This window comes from Terriglobales bacterium (assembly GCA_035651655.1).
GTDB lineage: Bacteria > Acidobacteriota > Terriglobia > Terriglobales > Acidobacteriaceae > DASRFG01.
In genome coordinates this window covers 1-21,025 of record DASRFG010000007.1, presented here as the reverse complement: position 1 = coordinate 21,025, position 21,025 = coordinate 1, and the positions used below count along the sequence as shown (strand labels likewise).

Genomic DNA, 21,025 nt, shown 5'->3' with positions numbered 1-21,025 from the left:
AGGCTCGACGAGAGACCTAGGTCTATTTTCGACCAAGACCGCGCATCACGAGATAATTCCCATCTTTTTTCCCACCCGTTTCAACACATCCAGAGCTTGCGCTAACTGCTCTCTGGTGTGAGTTGCGGTCATGATGGTACGAATTCGTGACTTGCCCTCAGGAACGGTAGGGAACGCGATTCCCGTCCCCAGCACGCCTTCGTTGAACAGCTCGCGCGAGAAATCCATGGTGAGCTTGCCGTCGCCAATAATGATGGGGGTGATCGGAGTTTCACTGGCAGGCGTATTCACGCCACCGATGTTGAAACCCAAACCACCCAGCTCTTTTTTCCAGAAGCCAGTGTTCTCCCAAAGTTTCTCGATGCGCTCCGGCTCCTGCTCCAGAACATCAAAGGCCGCGATGCACGTGGCCGCGACCGATGGCGGATGCGAGGTCGAGAACAAAAACGGCCGCGCCCGATGGTACAGAAATTCAATGAGGTCGCGCGATCCGCAAACGTAACCGCCCAAGGCGCCGATCGCTTTCGAGAGCGTCCCCACCTGCACATCCACGCGTCCATGCACGTTGAAGTGATCGATAGTCCCGCGCCCATTGCGGCCGAGAACCCCGGAGGCATGAGCGTCGTCCACCATCATGATGGCACCGTATTTCTCGGCCAGCTCACACAACGCGGGCAGCGGCCCGATATCGCCGTCCATGGAGAACACGCCGTCAGTAATCAGCAGCTTGTGGCCGGGTTTGTGCGCAACTTCCTTCAGTAGTTCCTCGGCATGCGTCGCATCTTTATGGCGGAATACCTTGATGGTGGCGCGTGAGAGCCGTGCGCCGTCGATGATGCTTGCATGATTCAGCTCATCGGAGATGATGAAGTCTTCTTTTCCCAGAATCGCCGAGACCGTGCCAGCATTCGCCGCGAATCCGGACTGGAACACCACACAAGCTTCCACGTTTTTGAACCGTGCGATCTTCTCCTCGAGCTCCATGTGGATACGCATCGTTCCCGCAATCGTGCGCACCGCGCCGGAGCCTGCGCCGTACTTGCGCGTCGCCGCGAGCGCCGCCTCCCGCAACTTGGGATGGGTAGTCAGCCCCAGGTAGTTGTTGGAAGCGAGGTTGATCACCCGCTTGCCATCAAACGTGCACACCGGCGCCTGCTCGTCTTCGAGGACGCGCAGGCGGAAGTAGGTGCCCTTGCGCTTCAGCTCATCGAGCTGATCGGTGAGATACGCGAGTTGGGGACGCGTCGAAGTTTGAGTCGGCATATATCGTATATTTCACCACAGAGGCACGGAGAAAATCTTCGAAGCCGGGTCAGTCCCGCAGGGACGATATTCGTTAGCCCAGCGCGTAAGCGCTGGGGAGCGGTCACTTCACTCCGTTCGGGTACAACAAAATCTTTGATGCCTCGCCGGTTTTCAGCCGCTCCATGCCTTTGCTGAAATCGCGCATGGAAATGCGGTCGGTGATCACGGGATGCAAATCCAATTTGCCGGCCTTGAGCAGCGCCTGCATTTGATACCAAGTCTGGTACATGCGGCGGCCATTGATGCCCTGCACCGTGATGCCTTTAAAAATGATGTCTTCGGAAAAGTTCAGCGAGATGGGCTTAGAGGTCAGGCCGAGGAGGGAGATGCGCCCGCCGCGTCGCACGATGTTGAACGCTGTTCGGATGGCGTCGGGATGGCCGGCCATCTCCAGCACCACGTCAACGCCGAGGCCGCCGGTGGCGTCCATCACCGATGTTCGGACGTCATCGGAGTTCGGATCGAGCACGGAGTCGGCCTTCATGGCCCGCGCCAGTTGGCGCCGATGCTCGTTCACCTCAATAGCGAAAATCGTGGTCGCACCCACCGCACGCGCCACAGCGATCGAAAACAGTCCGATCGGCCCGCAGCCCGTGATGGCGACCGTCTTTGCTGCGATCTCTCCCGCGAGCACGGCGTGCACGGCATTGCCGAGCGGGTCGAGTATTGATGCATACTCCTGCGGAATCGCCGGATCGAGCTTCCAGATATTCGACTCCGGAATGCGCACATACTCTGCGAAGGCGCCATCGGCATCCACGCCGATGATCTTCACGAACTGACAAATGTGGGCATCGCCGGTGCGGCACTGCAAGCACTTGCCGCAGGCCACGTGCATCTCCGCCGAGACGAAATCACCTTCCTTGACCGTAGTGACTTCGTTGCCAACGGCCGCTACGACTCCGCAAAACTCGTGCCCGGGAATGAGCGGAGGGTGAATGCGACGTTGTGCCCAGGGATCCCAGTTGTAGATGTGAAGGTCGGTGCCGCATACCGACGCAACCTTTACTTTGACCAGCACGTCCGTGGGCCCGATCTTCGGAATTGCAACATCGCGGATTTCCGCTCCCGGCTTGGGCTCGGGCTTCACCACGGCCAGCATGGTTTCGGGCATCCGGCGGCTCACCTTCTACCTGCTGGCGTGAAATCTCAGCAGGAAACTCCTGATTCTAGCATCGGCAAGCTAACCGGGACGCCCTGCTGAAAGGTGGTGTGGAGAAAGCAGTACCAATCGCAAAATTGGTCAATGCTTGTGTGCCTTGCTTAGAGACCGCCGTTTGAGACTGCAATGACGTTTACTGATTCGCCTCGGCGATACCTCATAACCGCACTCAATCACCCACTCTTCGGGCCGCACCGAATCCTCCTCCGCCGGGCGATTCGATGCGAACGCGGTCACCAGGTTGCAGTCGAGCACTGGCCTTGCCGGGCAGTGGCTCGCGCCCGCCATCCTTGCGAATAATTTCTCCCGCTCCAGCGGCTCCTGGGCCGCCTCCGTCCAGACCGTACGGCGAAAACCTCCGGCGATCAGCGAGCAAGGTTACGTCTGCCTGGCCCAGCACCTCGATCTCGCGCACAATGCCATCACCGCCTCGCTGCTTGCCATTTCCTCCAGAGTTCTTTCTCAAACTGTAGCGGGTCACGCGCAACGGGTACGCGTACTCCAGCGCTTCCGCGGGCGTGTTAAGCGAATTGGTCATGTGGGTGTGCACACCGGAAACCCCCGGCTTCGTAGGTCGCGCGCCCATCCCACCAGCAATGGTTTCGTAGTACGCGAATGGTGTTCTCGTGCGCGGGTTTATGCCGCCGATAGTGAGATTATTCATCGTTCCTGACGAGGCGGCTGGTATGCGCCCGGGGATGGCCTGCGCCAGCGCTCGGAGTAGCACGTCCACGATGCGCTGAGAAGTTTCTACGTTTCCGCCCGCGACTGCGGCTGGCGGTTTCGCATTCACCACGCTGCCGAGTGGAGCAACGACCTTGATTGGCCGCATCAAACCGGCGGTCGCCGGCACGTCTTCGGACAGCAGACAACGAAATACATAAAAGCACGCTGACCAGGTGATCGCCTCGACTGCATTGATGCTGCCTTCCACTTGCTGATCAGTTCCGGTGAAATCTACTGTTACCCAGTGGCGTCCTCGGCCGCCGTGAACGTTTATCGTCGCGGCAATGCGCACCGGCTTGCCGCTCACCCCATCATCATCGAGAAAGTCCTCTGCACGGTAGGTCCCACTGGGCACTTCCGCGAGAAAAGCGCGCATCATGCGTTCGGAATACTCCAGCAGACCACTTGCTGCGTCGCGCACCCGATCCCGTCCATAACGCCCGCAGATTTCTTTGAGCCGTTCGAGACCGGTATGGCATGCAGCAATCTGCGCCGACAAGTCACCTTCGCGCTCGCCTGGCGTGCGGACGTTGCTGAGCACCATCGCAAGCACGTCCGGATCGACATTCCCGCTGCGCACCAACCGCACCGGCGGAATGCGCAATCCTTCCTGATAAATCTCGCGGCAGAGTCCCATGGAGCCCGCATAAGCGCCTCCAATATCCGCGTGATGCGCGCGTGAAGCCACGTAGAAGGACGGCTTGCTTGCCGTTGCAGGGCTTTGGCCGACGCGCCCGGGAACCCGCCGCTTCGGGTCGAAGTAGAACGCTGCGACCAGGGTGATGTCAGGCAGATGTGTGCCGCCGCGAAAAGGATCATTGAGCATCGCCACATCGCCTGGCCCGAGCTGCAGGCTATCAATCGCAGCTCGTACTGACATCGGCATCGATCCCAAATGCACGGGCATGTGATCTCCCATTGCGACCACCTGCCCGTCAGCTTCGAATACTGCGCAGGAGTAGTCACGCCGCTCTTTTATATTTGGCGAAAAAGCGGTACGGCGCAACGCGGCGCCCATTTCCTCGGCGATGGAGTGAAAAATATTTTTGAAAACTTCGAGCTCGACTGGATCGCTGCGCTTCATGGCTGCAGAAGTTTACGCTAAAGCTCCGGCCGAAAAGAATCGAGCATGCACCCGGAATCAGAATTCCTATTGACACTCAACCCATTCGACCGCAATATCGCGGGAGTTGTGCTGCTCTGAGAAGAGCAGTTGCGGTCCAGGCCCCTGTAAAGAAGCAAGGGAAAATAGCTCAAGGGAGGGAAGCCTCGATGCCAATGAAGAAAAAGGCCAAGAAGAAAAAGAAGCATTAATCCAGAGCGAGGCCAACCTCGCCTGGGCCGTACGAGTTCCTCCAAAGGCCTTCACTACAAAGTGGAGGCCTTTCTTTCTGCCCCTCGCCAGGCGAGCAAATCCAATCCGGGACGCCTAAGTAAAAGAAAATACAAATTCGGGGTTGTTCCCAGCCGCCAGTCGTGCTAGAAACGCGGTAACCAAATTCCTGCAGTGCGCGGTCTCTGGCCCGGAGAAGCGGCATGAGCGTTGCCATAAAGAAGAAGAGCGACAAGGTGAAGTCCCTCGACCCCATAATCCCCGACAAACTTTATTTCCGGATCGGTGAGGTGGCAGACATTTGCAAGCTGCCCACGTATGTTCTGCGCTTCTGGGAAACCGAGTTCCCTCAGCTCAAACCTGGCAAGAGCGGTACCGGACAGCGCATGTACCGCCGTCGCGACGTAGAAAACGTGTTGCGAATCCGCAAGCTGCTCTATGAAGACGGATTCACCATCTCGGGAGCACGCCAGCAGATTCGTGTGGAGGCCAAGGCGACCAGTAAAGTTCAGGCTCCGCTTCCATTTCCTCGCCGCCAGACCAGCGAATTAAAACGTGTCCGGCAGGGCTTACGCGAGATACTGGGTATGCTCTCCGCGCGCCGCTAGCCGACCTAAGCCGCTCGCTCGGACAAAGAGGCCATAGCCGCGCCGAGCGCGTCGTCCCCGGTCGGGCCGGTTGCAAAGGGCGCATCCTGCATCTGGTGCCAGACGCCATTCTCTTTAACGTACACCGCCACGTAGTAGGGCACATCAGGGTTGGAAATGGAGTGCCACAGTTCCAGTTTGTAGAGCACCTCGTCCATTACAACCAAACCAGTTTTTTGCAGCTCCCAAGCTTCGTTAATCCCAGGATAAGAGCGGAAATTCTGCAGCGGATTCTCGTGCTCCATGCGTCCTCCGAGCGGTATTCGATGCCTGAAACGCCAGCCAAAGACTAAATGATATCGATTTAACGAGACACTCTGCACTTATATCCGGCGCGAACTCCTTGCCCAGCAGACGCTTACGTATTGACATTCGTTTGTGCTGGTCTTTATCCGCGCTGCATTGCGCGTACAACATCTCTCCTTCACAGTGTCCACATGAGGAGCACAACATGACGACCCAACAACTCTTACCCATTTCTTCAGTTTCCGCGGGCCGAGAGCCGTCTTTCGCGCCGGCGACACGCATTCAGGAGAGCTTTGTCGCCTCCGGAGAGAGAAAAATACTGGTGTGGCTGGCAGAGCGTACACCAGACTGGATCAATTCCGATCACCTCACAATTCTCGGCTTGCTCGGCATGCTGCTGGGTGGGCTTTCTTACGCCTGGGCGCGTTGGCATCGTTATGGGCTGCTGCTTGCGGTGGGCGCGCTCGCAATAAATTGGTTGGGGGACAGCCTGGATGGCACACTCGCGCGGGTGCGCAATCGGCAGCGGCCGCGTTACGGCTTTTATGTGGACCACGTGATTGATACGTTTTCAGCTCTCTTCCTGATGGGCGGCCTGGCGCTTTCCGGATATGTGCATCCCGCGGTCGCCATAGGAATGCTGGTGGCGTATCTCATGCTGTCCGTCGAGGTGTACCTGGCAAGCTATACGCTGCAGAGCTTTCGGCTGTCGTATGCGAAATTTGGGCCGACTGAGGTACGTATTCTGCTCGCCATCGGCAACGTGGCTCTGCTGTATCGTCCGGTGGTAACGGTTTTCGGCGAGAGGTATCGGCTATTTGATATTGGGGGCGTGATTGCCATTGCGGGGATGGGGACGATGCTGGTAGTCTCATCCATCCTACACACCAAAAAACTCTATATAGAGGAGAGGCTTTCATGAGCGAGCGTTTGCCCGCGCCCCGGCGTCCCAGTTTAAAACGCTGGTTGAAATTCAGCATGGTGGGTGTCATGGGCGTGGGTGTGCAGTTGGGAGTGCTGGCCACGCTGACCTCTTTTGGCCTTCATTACCTTGTAGCCACCGCGCTGGCGGTGGAGACGGCGGTGCTGCACAATTTCATTTGGCACCAGAACTTCACCTGGGGCGACCGCAGCGCCAGCGGATTTTCGCGCATCTTCAACCGCCTGGCGCGATTTAACCTGACCACAGGCGCGATTTCTATTGGAGGAAACCTGGCGCTCATGGGCTTGCTGGTGGGCCTGGCGGGCCTGCCAGTTATCGTCGGCAATATTGCGACCATTGCCTGCTGCTCGCTGGCAAACTTCCTGGTGAGCGATCGCATGGTGTTTCTGCCGTCGTGGTCGCAAGACGTGGACACCGCGGCCGCTGCCGAGCAGGTGGAAGCCTAGCATTCACATTCTCGATTCAGTCGCGTGGCGTTCTCCCATCAGCAGCAGCGTTCTCTCTGAAAACGGTACATAGATCAGCGCCGCGCTGGCGGCGAGTGCCAATCCCAACCCGATCTGCGGCGTTAACAGAAATGGCGACAACGCCCAGAGCTCGTCCAATGGGAACAGCACCGGGAATAGGGTCCTGAATTTTCCGGTGAGGCCGCGCACATCGAAGGCGACCGCCGCGATCAGGTACAGGCGGACGGGAATGCCGATGGCGGCGGAGGCGATCAGGACCACAATGATCCACTCGTGGTGCTGGAGCGCGCGCTGAAGTAAATCCTGTATCTGGGCAAGTCTGGCCAGCGCGGCAATATAAAAGCACAGATACATAAGCTGAATCAGAAAAAACAGCACGCGAACGTAGCGGCGTGCCACCGCCGGGACTTCGTCGGCCTGAGTCAGAAGCGAAGTCGCGGCGGTATTTTGCGGAATGGCAGCTGGGGCGGCGGTCGTCTTTTCGACGCGTCGGGGTTCGACTTGCGTCATCTCTGAGTCGGAGACCGCTCGTGGGTGGGCTTTTCCCGCAGGCATTGTCGCGGGCACAGCGCCTGCCGGGATTCTTTCCACCGGGGCCAGAAAGCGGTAGCCACGGCGGGCGAGGGTCTCGACAAAACGCGGATTAGACGGGGAGTCGCCCAGGGTCTCGCGCAGTTTGTTGACGATGGTGTTGAGGCTGTGGTCGAAGTCAACAAAAGTATCGGCCGGCCACAGCCGCTGGCGGATTTCTTCGCGGGTGACCAGATCTCCCGGGCGCTCCAGCAGCATGAGCAGAACCTGGAAGGGCTGCTCCTGCAGGCGCAAGCGCACTCCGGACTTGCGCAGCTCGCCGGTATTGGCGTCGGCTTCGTACGCTCCGAAGCGGAAGATCTGAGGGGAAGTGGGCGCCATGGAGGATGTTCATCTTAGCGCATCGCCGTCAGGCGCATCTTCGCACAACAGATTCTTGCCCACCCACCTGCTTGCCGCTGCGCCGCCGAGTTTGGCAATAAGTTACTGGGGTACCCCCACCCCCTGCCCCGTTGTGGAATCAAAGATTTGGAGTAGGTTGACACTGCAAATCTTTGGGTCCGCGGCAGTTACTCGCAAAATCCTGCGGGCGTGAGACTTAGGTTATCAAAGAGCGACAGCAGAGTGCCGTTAGTGTTCCGAAATCGGAGCACAAACTGAGAGTGAAGGAAATGGAAGGTATTTGTCAAGCGGGATTGGGTGAAACGGCGAGGTGGCTCGACCAGCGGCTGCCAGTGTCGCAAGTTTGCGTCCAATGACGTGGAGAATAAGGTTAGGCTGGTCTCCAATGATGACTGCGACAGCAAACGAAAGCACGGTGCAAACATCATGGCGGTAAAACTGAATAGAAGGGCGTTCGAATTTGCCAAAGAACTAGTTCGTGAGGGCAAAGTTGTTATAGACGACAGGGACGCCTGGAGCGAACATCAGCCCTCCACCCAGCAGGAGAATGAGTTCATCCGCCAGCACGGGTTTGGCGAGTACGCAAAGTGGCATTTGGGCACGGATGACTCGCGACCCGAGGACAGCAAGAGAACGTACGAATTTCCCTACGGCGATTTTGAAAAGGTCCACCGCTGCGCCGTGCTCTCTGCCGAGAGCAGAGCCGGGCAGTACAAGCACTTTGATGTTGAACGCGCTGCGGCCCACCTGCACGGAATGATTGATGAGCTGAGGGAGAGAGCCGCCTGAGAATACCTGCCTACTTAATCCAACCTCCCAGTCGAGTGGGACGTTTTTTTTCGAAACGAAATATCCGCCCTTTACCGGCGCCCGTGCTGCCCGTTGTACCATGATGTGGCAATCGCAATCAGGAGGGGAAAAGAGTGGATTCAGTTAGCCGCATTGAAGAGCTGATCTTAGGAGGTTCGGAAGGTTTTTTTGACGAACCCAATACGAGAGAGGATCTGCACGTCACTGTACGTATTGCGAGAGATGTTTATGATTTTCTCAAACGGTATGGCGAGAACCCTTCGGCGAAGGAGATTGACTATATCACGGGTACAATCAGGTCTGGTGTTGACGAGCTCTTTGCCCTCGCTTACCAATGCGTGACTATTAATACAGGGAGAGACAGCTGGAGCTTTGATTCGCACGTGCATTGGGATTTTCCTGCATTGCGAGAAAGATTCCTGCGAGATTTCGAACACCTTTCAGAATCTCGGGAGGCAAGTGCGGCTCAAAGACTGGTCACTTTGCTTAATCTGGGACATCTTGAACTTGTATTATTGGCGCACCACTTTCCTTCAGCAATATTCGAAAATGTTGCGAGGCGTCATGCGGGGACGGGCCGAAGGTAAATCTGGTTGCGTCCAGGCTCCGCTTAGAGGTGATTGATCGATTAAGCAGGAGGCGGTTAGCATCCCCCAAAAGTCCGATTCGCCAGTTGCATGGCACATTGACAAGTCATACCTGCAGATCATTGAGAAGCTCTGAGGCTGGTTCAACGCTTGTGATAAGCAAATCGTCTCTTGCCCGTGTACATGCAACGTAAAGCAGGTGGCGTTCTGTCTCATAAATCTCTTTCAGATCGCTTTCCTCTCCTACGGCTTCGATCCGATTCTGCAATGGCACGATCTCGTCATCGCAGGCCATTACAGCTACGGCGCGAAATTCCAAGCCTTTTGCCAGGTGCATCGTAGCGATTGACACATGGCCAGTTGTTGTTTCGACCATTTCGTTGAGAGTCTTGAACGGTAGGCACGCCTCGCGCCAATCTGAGGTGTGTACCCCGAGGTGAGCAAAAAACATGAGGAAGGACATCTCTTCGATACTCGCGCTGGCTGTGGCTACAGCCGCTGGCGGATTTCTTCGCGGGTGACCAGATCTCCCGGGCGCTCCAGCAGCATGAGCAGAACCTGGAAGGGCTGCTCCTGCAGGCGCAAGCGCACTCCGGACTTGCGCAGCTCGCCGGTATTGGCGTCAGCTTCGTACGCTCCGAAGCGGAAGAGTATCTGAGGGGAAGTGGGCGCCATGGAGGCTGTTCATCTTAGCGCATCGCCGTCGGACGCATCTTTGCACGAAACATTCTTGGCACGAAAAGCTTCTTGCCCACCCGTCATCGGTCTGCTTGCCGCTGCGCCGCCGAGTTTAGCCATAAGTTACTGGGGTACGCTCTGTAGCCAACTTCGGGATTTATTGATTCGATTTGCCGTCCCTTTAGCCTTTTGCAAACTTAGACACCGACGGGGCAAAGGCTCCCACACGCTCCCTTGCCAGAAGAACGTGCGTGAAAGTCCTCCTAAACTTAGAAACTTTTGCAGGCCTATCGCGTCACATAAGATAGGCTGCAGTGTGGAAGCTCGACCGCTGTATTCGAAGAACTCACAAGAAGAGCGCGCCCGGAGGTCCAACTTGTTGATTAAGAAGGCGAAGAAGATTGCTTCATCCGAGATTACGCCCAAAGACGTCTACCTGAACCGTCGGAAGTTCCTGATGGGAGTCTCGGCGATGGCCGGAGCGGCGGCCATTGGAGGCGTGGGCCGGGAGATGGCTTTTCCGACACAAGTTGCCTTCGCAAATACTAAGATTGATGGAATTCAGAAAAGCCCGCTGAGCACCACGGGCGAGAAGCTTACTGCTCTCGACAAGATCACTAACTACAACAACTACTATGAGTTCTCGACCGACAAGTACGAGCCCTCCGGTCTGTCGAAAGACTTCAAAACGCGGCCGTGGACGGTGAAAGTGGAAGGCTTGGTCAAGAAGCCGAAAGAATATGACGTAGATTCGATCATCAAGATGAGCGCGCCGGAGGAGCGCGTTTACCGGCACCGCTGCGTTGAAGGCTGGTCCATGGTGATGCCGTGGGTGGGATTTTCGCTAAGCACATTGATCAACAAGATTGAGCCGCTCGGGAAAGCAAAATACGTGGAGTTCACTACACTACTCGATCCCAAGCAGATGCCGGGTCAGCGCCGCGGAGTACTGGATTGGCCGTATGTCGAAGGGCTGCGTATGGACGAAGCCATGCACCCGCTGGCCATCTTGTGCTTCGGCTTGTATGGCGAAGTGCTGCCCAATCAGGATGGGGCGCCCCTGCGCATCATCGTTCCCTGGAAGTACGGCTTTAAGAGCGCGAAGGCGATCGTGAAGATCCGCTTCACAGACGAGCAACCGGTGAGCGCCTGGACCAAAGCCGCGCCCAATGAATATGGATTCTATTCAAACGTGAATCCGGAGGTTGACCACCCGCGTTGGAGCCAGGCGAAAGAGCGCCGCATCGGCGAGGACTTTTTTTCTAAACGTGCGACGCTGAAGTTCAACGGCTATGGCGATCAGGTGGCGCACCTCTACAATGGCATGGACCTGAGGAAAAATTTCTAGCCCATGAAGAGGATTCGCGGCATCAAGGTTGTGGTGTTCGTGGCGTGCCTGGCGCCGCTGGCTCGCCTAGCTTGGAAAGGCTTCACTGTCGGGCTGGGCGCGAACCCCATTGAAGTAATCACTCATGCGACCGGGGATTGGACACTTAGATTTCTGCTGATCACGCTCAGCATTACCCCGCTCCGAAAACTCTTGCGCGCCCCTTCGCTGATCCGGTTTCGGCGAATGCTGGGGTTGTTCGCTTTCTTCTATGGGACCCTGCACTTTACGACCTACATCTGGCTGGACAAATTCTTTGATTGGCACGAGATGGTGAAAGACATTGGCAAACGGCCTTTCATCACCGTCGGTTTTACCGCTCTTGTACTGCTTATCCCACTGGCGGCAACTTCGACCGCGGGCATGATCCGGCGTCTGGGTGGACACCGCTGGCAAATGCTACACCGATTGATTTACGTCAGCGCGACCCTGGGCGTGATTCATTATTTGTGGCTGGTTAAAAAAGACATTCGCGATCCCCTGTTTTACGGATCAATACTCACCATCTTGCTGGGGTATCGCCTGGTGGTGTGGGCGTCAGCGGCCTCAAAGCGGAGAGCTGTCGCCGGCCTGCGTGGCAGCAGTGTTGATCGCCCAGTGGAATTGTCCTCCTAGAGTACTTGCCCTTCTCTTGGTAGCATGAACCCCTTAAATCTTTGCAATTGGAGAGGCCATGGGCCAGGACAAGCAGGAGGCGGGGAAATACACACTGGCGGAGATACTGTCGCAACCGCAGTGCTGGACCGACTGCCTACGGAACATTGAAAAAGGGCAACTCACAAAAATCCGGGAACAATTTGGGCACGGCTCGGAGTGGCTGTTCATCGGCTGCGGCTCGAGTTATTACCTGGGGATGGCTGCGGCTGCCACATGGACAGCAGTAGCTGGCTTGCGGGCGAGCGCCGTACCGGCTTCCGAAGTGCTGTTGTTTCCTGAGCTGGTGCCAACCGGGCCGACAACTGTTCCGGTTTTGATTTCACGCTCGGGGCAGACTTCGGAGACCTTGCGCGCGGCTGAATACCTGGAGCACACGCGCAACCTGCGCACACTTGCCGTGAGCTGCGCGCCCGGTCGGCCTTTGGCCAAGGTGGCGAGCGGCTGCCTGTGTCTGCCCGATGCCGACGAAAAAAGCACAGTCATGACGCGATCATTCAGCTCCATGCTGCTCGCGTTGCAATTGCTCGCAGCCAGCGTCGCCAACAAGCACGCATTCAACAAGGCGCTGCACCAACTTCCCAGCCTGACGGCAGCGATGCTTGCGCCGTTGAAGGGAAGGATCGGCGAGTTCCTGTCAGCAAATACTTTTGCCGACTACGTGTTTCTGGGGCAGGGGCCGTTTTATGGTTTGGCGTCTGAGAGCATGCTGAAGGTGAAGGAAATGTCGTGCTCCTACGCCCAGGTGTTTCACACACTGGAATTCCGTCACGGACCGAAGGCCATTATCACTCCGGAAGTGCTGGTGACGTTTCTGCTTTCTGAAGCCGGGTACGAGGCCGAGGTCGAGGTCCTGGAGGAGCTCAAACAGCTGGGCGCGAAGACGCTGGTGGTGACCAATGCTGCGGATGCGCGAGCGCGAGCGGCGTCGGATCTGCTGGTCGAGTTGGCAATCGATATCCCGGAATATGCACGCTTGGCAGCTTACATGTTCACGGGACACTTGCTCGGCCTTTTGACAGGATTGAAGAAGGGGTTGGATCCCGATAAACCGCGATATTTATCTCGAGCAGTAGTACTGGGCGAAGAACGCGAGAAACCTGAACATGCCGCGCATTGACGTGAGCATTGCCGGGGAATTGAACCTCGACTTAATTCTTTACGGTCTCCCGGAACAACTGGTGCCCGAACGCGAACTGCTGGCCGAGGGCATGATGCTGACGCTGGGGAGTTCATCGGGCATTGTCGCGCACAACCTGGCAGCCTTGGGCGCGAAGGTAGGCTTCAGCTCGCGCATTGGCGACGATGCCCTCGGAAAGATCGCGCTAGAGCGTCTGCGCGCCGCCGGGGTGGACGTTTCGCGAGTGCGAAAGTCGCGCGGCGCAAGCTCGGGTCTCACTGTAATCCTGCCACACGCGAAGTGGCGCAACATCCTCACATATCCGGGGACGATCTTTGAGCTGCGATTTGAGGATTTGGACCTGGAGTATCTTGCCTCAGCCAGGCATTTCCATTTGTGCTCGATGTTTTTGCAACGCGGACTTCGGCCTCGTGTCGCAGAGCTATTCCGCGAGATGAAAGCCGCAGGGTTAAGCACGTCCCTGGATACCAACGATGATCCGGACGACCACTGGAAAGGTGTGAGCAAAGTGCTGAAGTACGTGGATGTTTTCCTGCCGAATGAGCGCGAGGCGTGCAAGATCACGCGCACGGACGATGTTGAAAAGGCGGTGAAGCTATTAGCCGACCTGGTGCCGACGCTCGTAGTGAAGCGAGGCAAGCGAGGAGCCATCGCGCGGCAGGCGGGCAAAGAATTTGTGAGACGCGGCGTGGCGGTGAACGCCATTGATCCGGTGGGAGCGGGGGACAGCTTCGATGCCGGGTTCATTTATCAGTATGTGCGAGGGGAGGATATTGAAACCTGCTTGAGATACGGAAACCTGGCGGGGGCGTTTTCAACCACCAAACCGGGGGGGACGGAGGCTTTCCGGGATGGGAAGGCGATGAAGGAATTCTTCGGAAGTCAAAAGCTTTCACCACAAAGGACACGAAGGGGTAATCGCGCTTGACCGTATGAACCACAGAGGAGCACAGAGCAAAGGCAAAATCTTTCACCACAAAGGACACGAAGGCGCACGAAGGGTTTTAAGGCTGGGAGAATTCGCTCTAATTCAGGTCGACACTTTGGTTTCTCGATTAACTCTGTGGTCCTCTGTGCTCTCCGTGGTTAAAAACCTTTGCGTGCCTTCGTGTGCTTTGTGGTGTTCCTCTGTGGTTAGTCTGTCTGCACTATTGTTTGCTGACTTCGAGGAGCAATTGCTCAGCGAATGAGGCTGGCAGCTTGGGAGCGTGGTTCGCGGTCACCTCAACCGTGCCCAGATCTTTGTTGTTCACGTAATCAGACACGTGGTACTTGCCTGGGGTCAGGCCACGAAGTTCGATCTCTCCCTTCCATTTCTTTTCGCCGTCGGGAGTGAAGAAGGCGTAATACATCTTCCCGTTCTTCTCAATCGCGTAGCCTTCAGGGACGTCGTAACCATAGGTATAGAGGTTACGAAACTGGCCGCGCGAAAGCATTTTCTGGTTGTAGATATCAATCCACTTCTTCCACCAGTTCTCTTTGTCCGCGGTGAGCGCGACGGTCTTGAAACGTGGATTGGCATCAGCCCAGGTGAACTTCGTGCCGACCACTCCGCCGGTGCCGACCGTGGAAGCGAAATCGCGCCCGATATCTGCTTCGTTATTCTTTTTGAAGTTAATCTTGGTGAGCTCAACGTGGTCGCCATAAACCGCAGCTTCGGGTCCGAGCAATGCTTTGTACATCTTGATGCGGCGGCGTACTTGCACTGAGCCGACCGGATCGGCGGTGACTGCCTGGTCCATGTATGGCAGCCAAGCCAGGCTGGGCGGGGTCCCGCAGGGACAGCTCTGGGTGACACTCTCAGGTTTCAAGGCGCGCGTGGTCTGGAAAATCTGCTTGTACACCTCAGCCATGGCGTTAATGGAATCCTGCGGCGACTTGTGGTGATGCTTGGGGTTGTAGCAGGCGGGCACGGTATAGATGTTGTCGAGCTTGTGCCCGTCGAAGTCCCAATCGCGGATGAATTTCTCCGTCAATTTTTTGTAGTAGGCCTGCACTTCGGGAACTGCCGGGCAGAGTGTGGCCAGATTGCGGATCATGCGCGCGTGCTTTCCTTCCTGGTTGAGGATGAGCCAGTCAGGATGCTCTTTCACGACGTTAGAGACCGCATAGCGGTGCGACTCCCATTTGCCTTGGCCGTCTTCCACCCCGAGCGGCAGCCACCAGATTTGCGCGAAGATGCCTTGCTTGTGAAACCCATCCACCATTTTCTTCATGGAGTCGCCGGGAAAAGTGTCCGCGCGGGGCTCCCAGTCGCCATAATTGTTGAACCAACGGTCGTCGAGGGTGGCCCACTTGATGTTGAACTCTTTCAGCTTGGGAATGGTGCCCAGCATTTGTGCGGGCGTGACGTTGAATTCGTATCCCCAGCCACACCAGGAAATGTTGTAAGACTCGTTGGAAGGCTTAGGCAGGTTCCAGCCCTCGCGCGAAAGAGTGGTGGAGTAAAGGTGCAACGGTTCATAAAAGTCGCCGGAGTAAACCGCCACGAAACTGCGGGGGGTGGAGTAGCTGTCTCCCGGCTTGAGTGTGAGGTTGGGTTGCAATTGCATTTGCGTGGAGACTCCGTCGGCCGCTGTCTTCACCGGCAACGAGAGAACCAGGGGCAAAGTTTCGACATGACCAATGGCTTCGCCGACGTTGGCGGTCCAGAAAGCAACCACGGGAATACCGCCACCCGTGCCGTTCTTTAGTTGCACGCCCATGAGATTAGGCTGAGAAAATTTCTTGGGCAGATGAATCACATCGTCCTTGCCCCACTCATAGCTTGAGCCTTGGAATGACCACATATCGTAGGGCGCAGCCTTGCTATCGGCGAGCGCGGCGTTGAATCGGTGCTGCTGGGCAACGGCGCCGTCAAGTCTGACGTCTGCGCTGCCTGAATTCTTGTAATTCACCGTGCTAAGCGCAAGAGTAGGAAAATCGTCATAAACCTCGACGGCCAGGGTGCTCTGGAGGCCAGACACAGCACTGCTGGCGGGAATCTCTACGCGCTTCCCGCGGCCCAGCTTGCCGCTCGCGGGAACAATGCGGGTCTGCGAAAAATCCAGAGTAAAGCGTGTGGGCTTGCCGGCAACGATAGCGTAATCCGCAGACGTATTAGCGGGCGGGTCATCAAGGCTAAGCTTTTGGCCTCCTTCTTTTAATAGAGAGGCCTGAAGGTAGCCGGTCGGCAGGATGTCGAACTCGGCGCCGGTGGTGCGAATGACAACCGGACCATTGGGATTCACCAGCACAGAAACGGGAGAGGGTGCGGCGTCAGCTTTGGGTAGGTTGGGCGAATGAGAGCAGGCGATGTTCACGCCCAGCAACGTGATCAACAGAACAGAACAGATCATTCGCTTTATCATCTGTGAGCTCCCATTGCGGCGGCCGAGGTCCCCTTAAACTGTGCGAAAATGCGCTCGGCATTGAGATGGTAAATCTTCTCTAAAACCTCTGGCGGCAGTTCCATTCCGTAGATCTCCCAGCGGCCCTGGCCAGGATAACCAGCGTAGTGGAAATACTCATCGCCAGTTTCCAGCCAGCGGAAATGATTCTGGTAGGTGTCCACGTTGGGCGGGGAGTCGGTCCCGAACATGATTCGGTCCTGATACTTGACGAAAAATTCGCGGGCACGGCGCGGCTGGCGTCCGAGTTCCGCCTGGCGCGCGCCGAATTCGGTCATCACGTTGGGAAGTCGGTCGAGCAGCGCGGAAACGTAATCGAGATTCTCTGGCCAGTTGGCGACGTGCAGAGCAATAAACGTCGTGTGCGGATGCTTGGCAAACATACGGTCGCGCGCTGCGAGGATGGATTCTTTGCTGGGAAAATCATGATCGTAGAAGCTCCAGTCGGGGTGCTCGCTTAGTTCCTCATAACGCTCGTTGGTAGCATCCGTGGGATGGAAGAATGCTTCGGGGTCGGTTACGTGGATGGCGACCGGGATGCCCAGGCGGCCACACTCTTCCCACACCGGATCGAGCCGGGGATCGTCAACCGCGACCAGTTTGCCGGATGATTTGTCCCGCACCTGCAGCCCGAAGTCTTTTAAAACTTTAAGTCCACGTGCTCCGCGGCGAACGGCGTCGTCAAGCTGCCGCACCATCTCCTGACTGAAGTCAGGATCGTTAATTTTGCTCCAATCAACCTGCGTAAACACCATGAACCGGCCGGGATAAGGTTTGACCATTTCATCAATGACGCGTTGCAATTGCTCCCCCCAACGGCCGGTGAGGATAACGAGGGTGCGAACGTTAGTAGCGTCCATAGCCTCGATCACTTTCTGGGGCGGGACGTGCTCGTCAATGCCCTCCGCGTCGTTGATGTGGTTGTGCACATCAATCACCGGAAAACGAGCGCGCTCAACCTTGTGCACTCGTGCGTGCATCATGGATTGGGGATGGAAATCGCGCAGCAGAAGAGTTTTGCGCTGCTCGGCGTCGGGCGCGGACTTGTAGGTGATGCCAGGCTGAGAAGTTTGTTGGTCTTGTGCGTACAGCACGAAGGACGATGAAAAAAGCACAAAGAAAATGGCGCCACGTTTCATGTTGACCTCAGGGGTAAAAACCCCGCAATGTTTTGCCTTTCTATACAGGCTAAAGCCCTGCTCCACCCGCTTCCACGCCAGAGAGCTGGAGCCCTGCGGTCGAGCTGAGCGACTACGGCTGCCAGCGGCGCTTCTCGGCTGGCTTGAAAATCGTGTCAATGGCGCCGGTGACTTCCACAGTAAAAGTCTTCTCGGCGGGCACTCCATCTATTCCATCCACCGTGAGCTTCACAGTGCGGCTGCCGGTTATGGTATACGCGTGATGCGCAATCGGACCATCCGCGTGGGTACCATCGCCGAAATCCCAGCGATAGCGCAAGGCCGGAACGGCTGCGGGATCGCCGTGCGCGGAGAGCGTAATCACTTCGCCGGCTTTCGCGCTGGAGGGAACGTCGGCAGTAATTGTTGGGGCAGCCGCGGAAATTGATGTGTCAATAAGTTTGAGCACACGTACCGAGTGTGGTGGCTGATTTTCCAGTGAAAGAGCGCCATTGGTTAATGGAATGGCTGAATCCTGATTCAGAGCATCAGATGCCTGGTATTTTCCGCTGGAAGGCAGTTTCAAATCGGCAAGTGACACCGTATGGGAGCGTGGCTGCTCGGTCCAATTGAACACTGCGAGGATCGCTTGTCGCTTGTCTTCGCGTAGAAGAAAGATACTGGGCATCTGGTCCTCGGTGGCGTAAGTCATCAGATCGAGGGGCACCGCTGCGTGGCCGAGGCGCGCCATATCGAGCAAGTCTTTATTCTGCACCAGCGCCAGGCGATCGGCATCGAGGCCAAGCGTAGGCAGATCGTCACCAATTTCATACATGCCGCCAGAAACCGCAGAGAGCGCAATAGAAACTTTCGCTTCGTCAAGCGTCAGGGGCTGATCGCTGTTGTGCCATCCGTGCTCGGGAATGGTCTGGCGCGAAACGGTGAACGCGTCAGGGTCGTCAATGAAAAAGTTCCGGTTCATGTAGTAGCGCGCGGCGATGCCGGGAAGCGCTTCGCGGCTGGCAGCGAAAGTGTGGCCGGTATCAACCGAGGTGCGGCCGGTGTCCACCAGGCCAACTGGGTTGAGCATAGGGCTGCCGTCTTTATCGAGCAGGACTTCGTCCCCGACGGTATCGCGAATCACCTGCAGGCCAATGCGCTGGGCTTCGAGGGCAGTGGTGTGCGGTCGAGAATAAAAGCCTTCGACGGTAGAGTCGTCCATGAAATCGAGTTTGATGTAACGGACGCCCCAATCGTGGACCAACGTGCGGTAGGTCTGGCGCAGATAGTCCTGGGCGGCTGGGTTGGTCGGATCGAGTGCGTAGAGCTGATCTTTATCCTTGTTAACGTGCCCCAGATGAATGGGCTGACCGGCAGCATTGTGCACCAGCCAGTCTTTGTGATTCTGAAACACCGAAGACCGCTCAGAGACTTCGAAAGGCGCCGTCCAAACCCCGAAGGTCAGGCCGAGCCGGCGTACCTGGTCGCCGACATATCCTACGCCGCGAGGGAAATGGCTGGCATCGGGCGTGGCGTATTCACCGCGCGCGTATTGATAGCCCTCATCCATGTGGAAGTAGTCGTAGCCGAGTTCTTTGAGATGTTCAGCCAGCCAGCCCGCATTCGTGAGCGCGGTGCCCTGGCTGAGGCCAAAATAATAGGCGGTCCAACTCCACCAGCCCATAGGAGTGGGAGCGCTAACACGGGCTTTATGGAGCTGGCGGATAGCCCGGCCATAGGCCTCGAGCTGGGCGTGGTAGTCAGGACCAATGGCGAACATCAGGCGCTCTCCCGAAAGGCTCTCGCCGGAATTGACGGGCACGCTGAGAGCGATCTGATCTTCGGGCGGCGATTCCTTCAGTGATTCGCCTTTCAAAATTTCCGTGGTGCCAGTAGCGGTGACGTCGTAGGAAGCGAGTCGCGCCTCACCTGCCTGGAACTTCAGATGAAGAATTGTAAGCAAACGGTTCGAAGTCAGTGCCCCGAGAAAAAGACTTTGCCCACTCTGGCGGTTATAGATGAGCTGGCTGCCTACGGCACGATGCATGCCGTTTGTGGGCTCACTTAAATCCATGATCTTCAGTGCGGGACGGTCTTCGCTGTAGCTATCAGACAGTATGCGGTCGGAGGATGCTGGGCCACCCAGATTTATGACCGGCTCGGCGGAAGTCTCCAGGCTGCGGATGGCTTGCACGGTGATCGCCTTGCCTGCGTTATTCCGCAGGCGAACCTCCAGGTCGCCCCACGCTTGCGACTGATACAAATGAAAAATGCAGACCAAATCGGGCTGGTCCGGCAGGCCGGAATGGGTAACTGTGAGCGCGCGCCCTGATCCGAGATCGTCCTGGAATGCGGACTCAACCGCTTGATGCTGGGCATAGGCGCTCGAGGGCAGCCAACGAAAATCAATCTGCGCTGCAGACTGGGCACGCAACACGGGACTGGCAATTCCGCGGGCGGAAAGCGAATAGGAGCCGTCCCGGAAGGCGGTGACCGTGAGTCCCTGGGCTTGAATGGAAGCGATGGGAGCGGGAGGCTGCGGGCGCGCGGATTTCCGGCGCTGCCCAAATGCAGGCAGAGCCACCAAAATCAACACTGTGGGCAACAGGAGAGGCCGCAAGCTTCTCATTACGTAAGTCGAGGTCGGGATACCCTTTTATAGGGAAGGAAAGAGAAAAGCAAGGGAGCAAGAACGGCGGTACTGTCCTAATCTCAAATCCCACAAAACAGGCTGTGGAAAAGGGGGTGCGTGATGTCTAGACGCGTCCCCCTCGTTACGAAGTCGTCATTGTCGAACAACGAGTCAACACGTTGCTTGACTCACAATCCGCCTTGTGCTACTTTTCAAGACGTGCCAAGTGTTAACGATGCTGTTGACGGTCTTGCATCCGTTGCCAAACACCGATCCGAACAGCTAACGAAATTGCGGAAACAGTTGGACACAAATCGTACTGCATACTTGGAGTATCTAGACGCACGGCGACGGGTGGAACGATACCGCAGGGAGTTTAGGAACATTGGCGCTCTACTAACGAACTATCGAAGGCATGATGAAGCACTCAATGCCATATTTAAGAATCATGCTGATTGGGGTGATGTGGCTGAGATGAAGCTACGGCAAGAATTGAACCTTTGGGAAGTACTTGCTTATTATCTCGAGGCGACTACCGAAGCCCGTGTACCGGACATTCAGCAATTCTTGGCACACGCCGGAGTCCGTAAGATCACGAAGCAGGCGATTGAATCAGCGCTTCGGACACATGCTGATATTTTCAATATTCGTTTGGAGGGCCGAGAAAAGTTTATTTCGTTGAAAGGGTAAGTAGCAAAAAGTTAAAGGGCCTACCGAAGCGCGAACTTCGATAAGCCCGGAAGGTGTCGCCCCTCTTGCGAAGAAGCAAACGCCATTCGTATTTCTACGCGCGTCCACCGCCATTTGCAAGGGGTGTTTTCACTCGGCCTGCAAGTCATTGCAAATGGAGGGTTTTATGTACGTCAT

General features: G+C 56.7%; 20 protein-coding genes. 10 read left to right on the top strand and 10 right to left on the bottom strand.

The genetic code is table 11. The features are described from left to right. Window positions 1-45: 45 nt before the first annotated feature. The 3 genes from VFA76_03830 to VFA76_03820 all read right to left on the bottom strand — a co-directional run bounded on the left by VFA76_03830 (window position 46) and on the right by VFA76_03820 (window position 4,277). Complete coding sequence (locus VFA76_03830; GenBank protein ID HZR30969.1) at window positions 46-1,263, bottom strand: glycine C-acetyltransferase; 1,218 nt, start codon at window positions 1,261-1,263, stop codon at window positions 46-48. Between the two features lie 103 nt (window positions 1,264-1,366). After that, window positions 1,367-2,419 (bottom strand): L-threonine 3-dehydrogenase, encoded by a 1,053-nt coding sequence (gene tdh, locus VFA76_03825; GenBank protein HZR30968.1) that lies wholly within the window; start codon window positions 2,417-2,419, stop codon window positions 1,367-1,369. 217 nt (window positions 2,420-2,636) lie between these two features. Continuing rightward, entirely contained in the window at window positions 2,637-4,277 is a 1,641-nt protein-coding gene (locus tag VFA76_03820; GenBank protein HZR30967.1) for a hydantoinase B/oxoprolinase family protein, read from the bottom strand. Window positions 4,278-4,729: 452 nt separating this feature from the next. On the opposite strand from VFA76_03820, the gene VFA76_03815 reads away from it, so the two are divergent. Beyond that, entirely contained in the window at window positions 4,730-5,134 is a 405-nt protein-coding gene (locus VFA76_03815; GenBank protein ID HZR30966.1) for a MerR family transcriptional regulator, read from the top strand. Window positions 5,135-5,139: 5 nt separating this feature from the next. Here the strand turns inward: VFA76_03815 and VFA76_03810 are convergent, their stop codons facing one another. Next, complete coding sequence (locus tag VFA76_03810; protein ID HZR30965.1) at window positions 5,140-5,418, bottom strand: hypothetical protein; 279 nt, start codon at window positions 5,416-5,418, stop codon at window positions 5,140-5,142. Between the two features lie 206 nt (window positions 5,419-5,624). Between VFA76_03810 and VFA76_03805 the strand changes: the two genes are divergently transcribed. Together VFA76_03805 and VFA76_03800 are read left to right on the top strand one after the other, a co-directional pair. Then, a complete protein-coding gene (locus VFA76_03805; protein ID HZR30964.1) occupies window positions 5,625-6,341 on the top strand; it encodes a CDP-alcohol phosphatidyltransferase family protein in 717 nt (238 codons plus the stop codon). Next, window positions 6,338-6,808 carry a GtrA family protein gene (locus VFA76_03800; protein ID HZR30963.1) on the top strand — a complete coding sequence of 157 codons (471 nt, stop codon included), beginning with the start codon at window positions 6,338-6,340 and terminating at the stop codon, window positions 6,806-6,808. The genes VFA76_03805 and VFA76_03800 overlap by 4 nt, the downstream gene beginning before the upstream one ends. A 3-nt stretch (window positions 6,809-6,811) precedes the next feature. Here VFA76_03800 and VFA76_03795 read toward each other — a convergent pair whose 3' ends face one another. After that, window positions 6,812-7,741, bottom strand: coding sequence for a winged helix-turn-helix domain-containing protein (locus tag VFA76_03795; GenBank protein ID HZR30962.1), 930 nt, complete (start codon window positions 7,739-7,741; stop codon window positions 6,812-6,814). Window positions 7,742-8,188: 447 nt separating this feature from the next. On the opposite strand from VFA76_03795, the gene VFA76_03790 reads away from it, so the two are divergent. Both VFA76_03790 and VFA76_03785 read left to right on the top strand, forming a co-directional pair. Continuing rightward, window positions 8,189-8,551, top strand: a complete 363-nt coding sequence (locus VFA76_03790; protein HZR30961.1) for a hypothetical protein — start codon at window positions 8,189-8,191, stop codon at window positions 8,549-8,551. 134 nt (window positions 8,552-8,685) lie between these two features. Further along, window positions 8,686-9,159 carry a hypothetical protein gene (locus VFA76_03785; GenBank protein HZR30960.1) on the top strand — a complete coding sequence of 158 codons (474 nt, stop codon included), beginning with the start codon at window positions 8,686-8,688 and terminating at the stop codon, window positions 9,157-9,159. A 106-nt stretch (window positions 9,160-9,265) separates the two neighbouring features. Here VFA76_03785 and VFA76_03780 read toward each other — a convergent pair whose 3' ends face one another. Together VFA76_03780 and VFA76_03775 are read right to left on the bottom strand one after the other, a co-directional pair. Beyond that, window positions 9,266-9,622: a 3'-5' exonuclease gene (locus VFA76_03780; GenBank protein HZR30959.1), complete on the bottom strand. Its 357-nt coding sequence runs from the start codon at window positions 9,620-9,622 to the stop codon at window positions 9,266-9,268. 26 nt (window positions 9,623-9,648) lie between these two features. After that, the gene (locus VFA76_03775; GenBank protein ID HZR30958.1) at window positions 9,649-9,834 is read right to left on the bottom strand and encodes a hypothetical protein; all 186 of its coding nucleotides are present in this window, start codon (window positions 9,832-9,834) and stop codon (window positions 9,649-9,651) included. A gap of 379 nt (window positions 9,835-10,213) precedes the next feature. Between VFA76_03775 and msrP the strand changes: the two genes are divergently transcribed. From msrP to VFA76_03755, 4 genes are read left to right on the top strand one after another with little or no spacing between them, the layout of a single operon-like run. Beyond that, on the top strand, window positions 10,214-11,185 hold the full coding sequence (gene msrP / locus VFA76_03770) for a protein-methionine-sulfoxide reductase catalytic subunit MsrP (protein ID HZR30957.1): 972 nt from the start codon (window positions 10,214-10,216) through the stop codon (window positions 11,183-11,185). A gap of 3 nt (window positions 11,186-11,188) precedes the next feature. Continuing rightward, window positions 11,189-11,839 carry a protein-methionine-sulfoxide reductase heme-binding subunit MsrQ gene (locus VFA76_03765; GenBank protein HZR30956.1) on the top strand — a complete coding sequence of 217 codons (651 nt, stop codon included), beginning with the start codon at window positions 11,189-11,191 and terminating at the stop codon, window positions 11,837-11,839. Between the two features lie 58 nt (window positions 11,840-11,897). Further along, on the top strand, window positions 11,898-12,998 hold the full coding sequence (locus VFA76_03760; GenBank protein HZR30955.1) for an SIS domain-containing protein: 1,101 nt from the start codon (window positions 11,898-11,900) through the stop codon (window positions 12,996-12,998). Then, complete coding sequence (locus VFA76_03755; protein HZR30954.1) at window positions 12,985-13,947, top strand: carbohydrate kinase family protein; 963 nt, start codon at window positions 12,985-12,987, stop codon at window positions 13,945-13,947. The genes VFA76_03760 and VFA76_03755 overlap by 14 nt, the downstream gene beginning before the upstream one ends. A gap of 220 nt (window positions 13,948-14,167) precedes the next feature. Here the strand turns inward: VFA76_03755 and VFA76_03750 are convergent, their stop codons facing one another. The 3 genes from VFA76_03750 to VFA76_03740 form a co-directional block, all read right to left on the bottom strand. Beyond that, window positions 14,168-16,357 (bottom strand): alpha-galactosidase, encoded by a 2,190-nt coding sequence (locus VFA76_03750; GenBank protein HZR30953.1) that lies wholly within the window; start codon window positions 16,355-16,357, stop codon window positions 14,168-14,170. An 8-nt stretch (window positions 16,358-16,365) separates the two neighbouring features. Beyond that, window positions 16,366-17,547, bottom strand: a complete 1,182-nt coding sequence (locus VFA76_03745; protein HZR30952.1) for an amidohydrolase family protein — start codon at window positions 17,545-17,547, stop codon at window positions 16,366-16,368. 112 nt (window positions 17,548-17,659) lie between these two features. Then, a complete protein-coding gene (locus VFA76_03740; protein HZR30951.1) occupies window positions 17,660-20,155 on the bottom strand; it encodes an alpha-galactosidase in 2,496 nt (831 codons plus the stop codon). A 477-nt stretch (window positions 20,156-20,632) separates the two neighbouring features. On the opposite strand from VFA76_03740, the gene VFA76_03735 reads away from it, so the two are divergent. Further along, complete coding sequence (locus tag VFA76_03735) at window positions 20,633-20,848, top strand: hypothetical protein (protein HZR30950.1); 216 nt, start codon at window positions 20,633-20,635, stop codon at window positions 20,846-20,848. The last annotated feature ends 177 nt before the right edge of the window (window positions 20,849-21,025 follow it).

Bases quoted from the DNA above. Each gene is read 5' to 3' on its own strand.
- VFA76_03760 (HZR30955.1), top strand. From the start codon at position 11,898: ATGGGCCAGGACAAGCAGGAGGCGGGGAAATACACACTGGCGGAGATA.
- VFA76_03775 (HZR30958.1), bottom strand. From the start codon at position 9,834: ATGGCGCCCACTTCCCCTCAGATACTCTTCCGCTTCGGAGCGTACGAA.
- VFA76_03750 (HZR30953.1), bottom strand. From the start codon at position 16,357: ATGATCTGTTCTGTTCTGTTGATCACGTTGCTGGGCGTGAACATCGCC.
- VFA76_03805 (HZR30964.1), top strand. From the start codon at position 5,625: ATGACGACCCAACAACTCTTACCCATTTCTTCAGTTTCCGCGGGCCGA.
- VFA76_03780 (HZR30959.1), bottom strand. From the start codon at position 9,622: ATGTCCTTCCTCATGTTTTTTGCTCACCTCGGGGTACACACCTCAGAT.
- VFA76_03795 (HZR30962.1), bottom strand. From the start codon at position 7,741: ATGGCGCCCACTTCCCCTCAGATCTTCCGCTTCGGAGCGTACGAAGCC.
- VFA76_03830 (HZR30969.1), bottom strand. From the start codon at position 1,263: ATGCCGACTCAAACTTCGACGCGTCCCCAACTCGCGTATCTCACCGAT.
- VFA76_03790 (HZR30961.1), top strand. From the start codon at position 8,189: ATGGCGGTAAAACTGAATAGAAGGGCGTTCGAATTTGCCAAAGAACTA.
- VFA76_03800 (HZR30963.1), top strand. From the start codon at position 6,338: ATGAGCGAGCGTTTGCCCGCGCCCCGGCGTCCCAGTTTAAAACGCTGG.
- VFA76_03810 (HZR30965.1), bottom strand. From the start codon at position 5,418: ATGGAGCACGAGAATCCGCTGCAGAATTTCCGCTCTTATCCTGGGATT.
- VFA76_03735 (HZR30950.1), top strand. From the start codon at position 20,633: ATGAAGCTACGGCAAGAATTGAACCTTTGGGAAGTACTTGCTTATTAT.
- VFA76_03740 (HZR30951.1), bottom strand. From the start codon at position 20,155: ATGAGAAGCTTGCGGCCTCTCCTGTTGCCCACAGTGTTGATTTTGGTG.
- VFA76_03755 (HZR30954.1), top strand. From the start codon at position 12,985: ATGCCGCGCATTGACGTGAGCATTGCCGGGGAATTGAACCTCGACTTA.
- VFA76_03815 (HZR30966.1), top strand. From the start codon at position 4,730: ATGAGCGTTGCCATAAAGAAGAAGAGCGACAAGGTGAAGTCCCTCGAC.
- VFA76_03820 (HZR30967.1), bottom strand. From the start codon at position 4,277: ATGAAGCGCAGCGATCCAGTCGAGCTCGAAGTTTTCAAAAATATTTTT.
- VFA76_03745 (HZR30952.1), bottom strand. From the start codon at position 17,547: ATGAAACGTGGCGCCATTTTCTTTGTGCTTTTTTCATCGTCCTTCGTG.
- VFA76_03765 (HZR30956.1), top strand. From the start codon at position 11,189: ATGAAGAGGATTCGCGGCATCAAGGTTGTGGTGTTCGTGGCGTGCCTG.
- tdh (HZR30968.1), bottom strand. From the start codon at position 2,419: ATGCCCGAAACCATGCTGGCCGTGGTGAAGCCCGAGCCCAAGCCGGGA.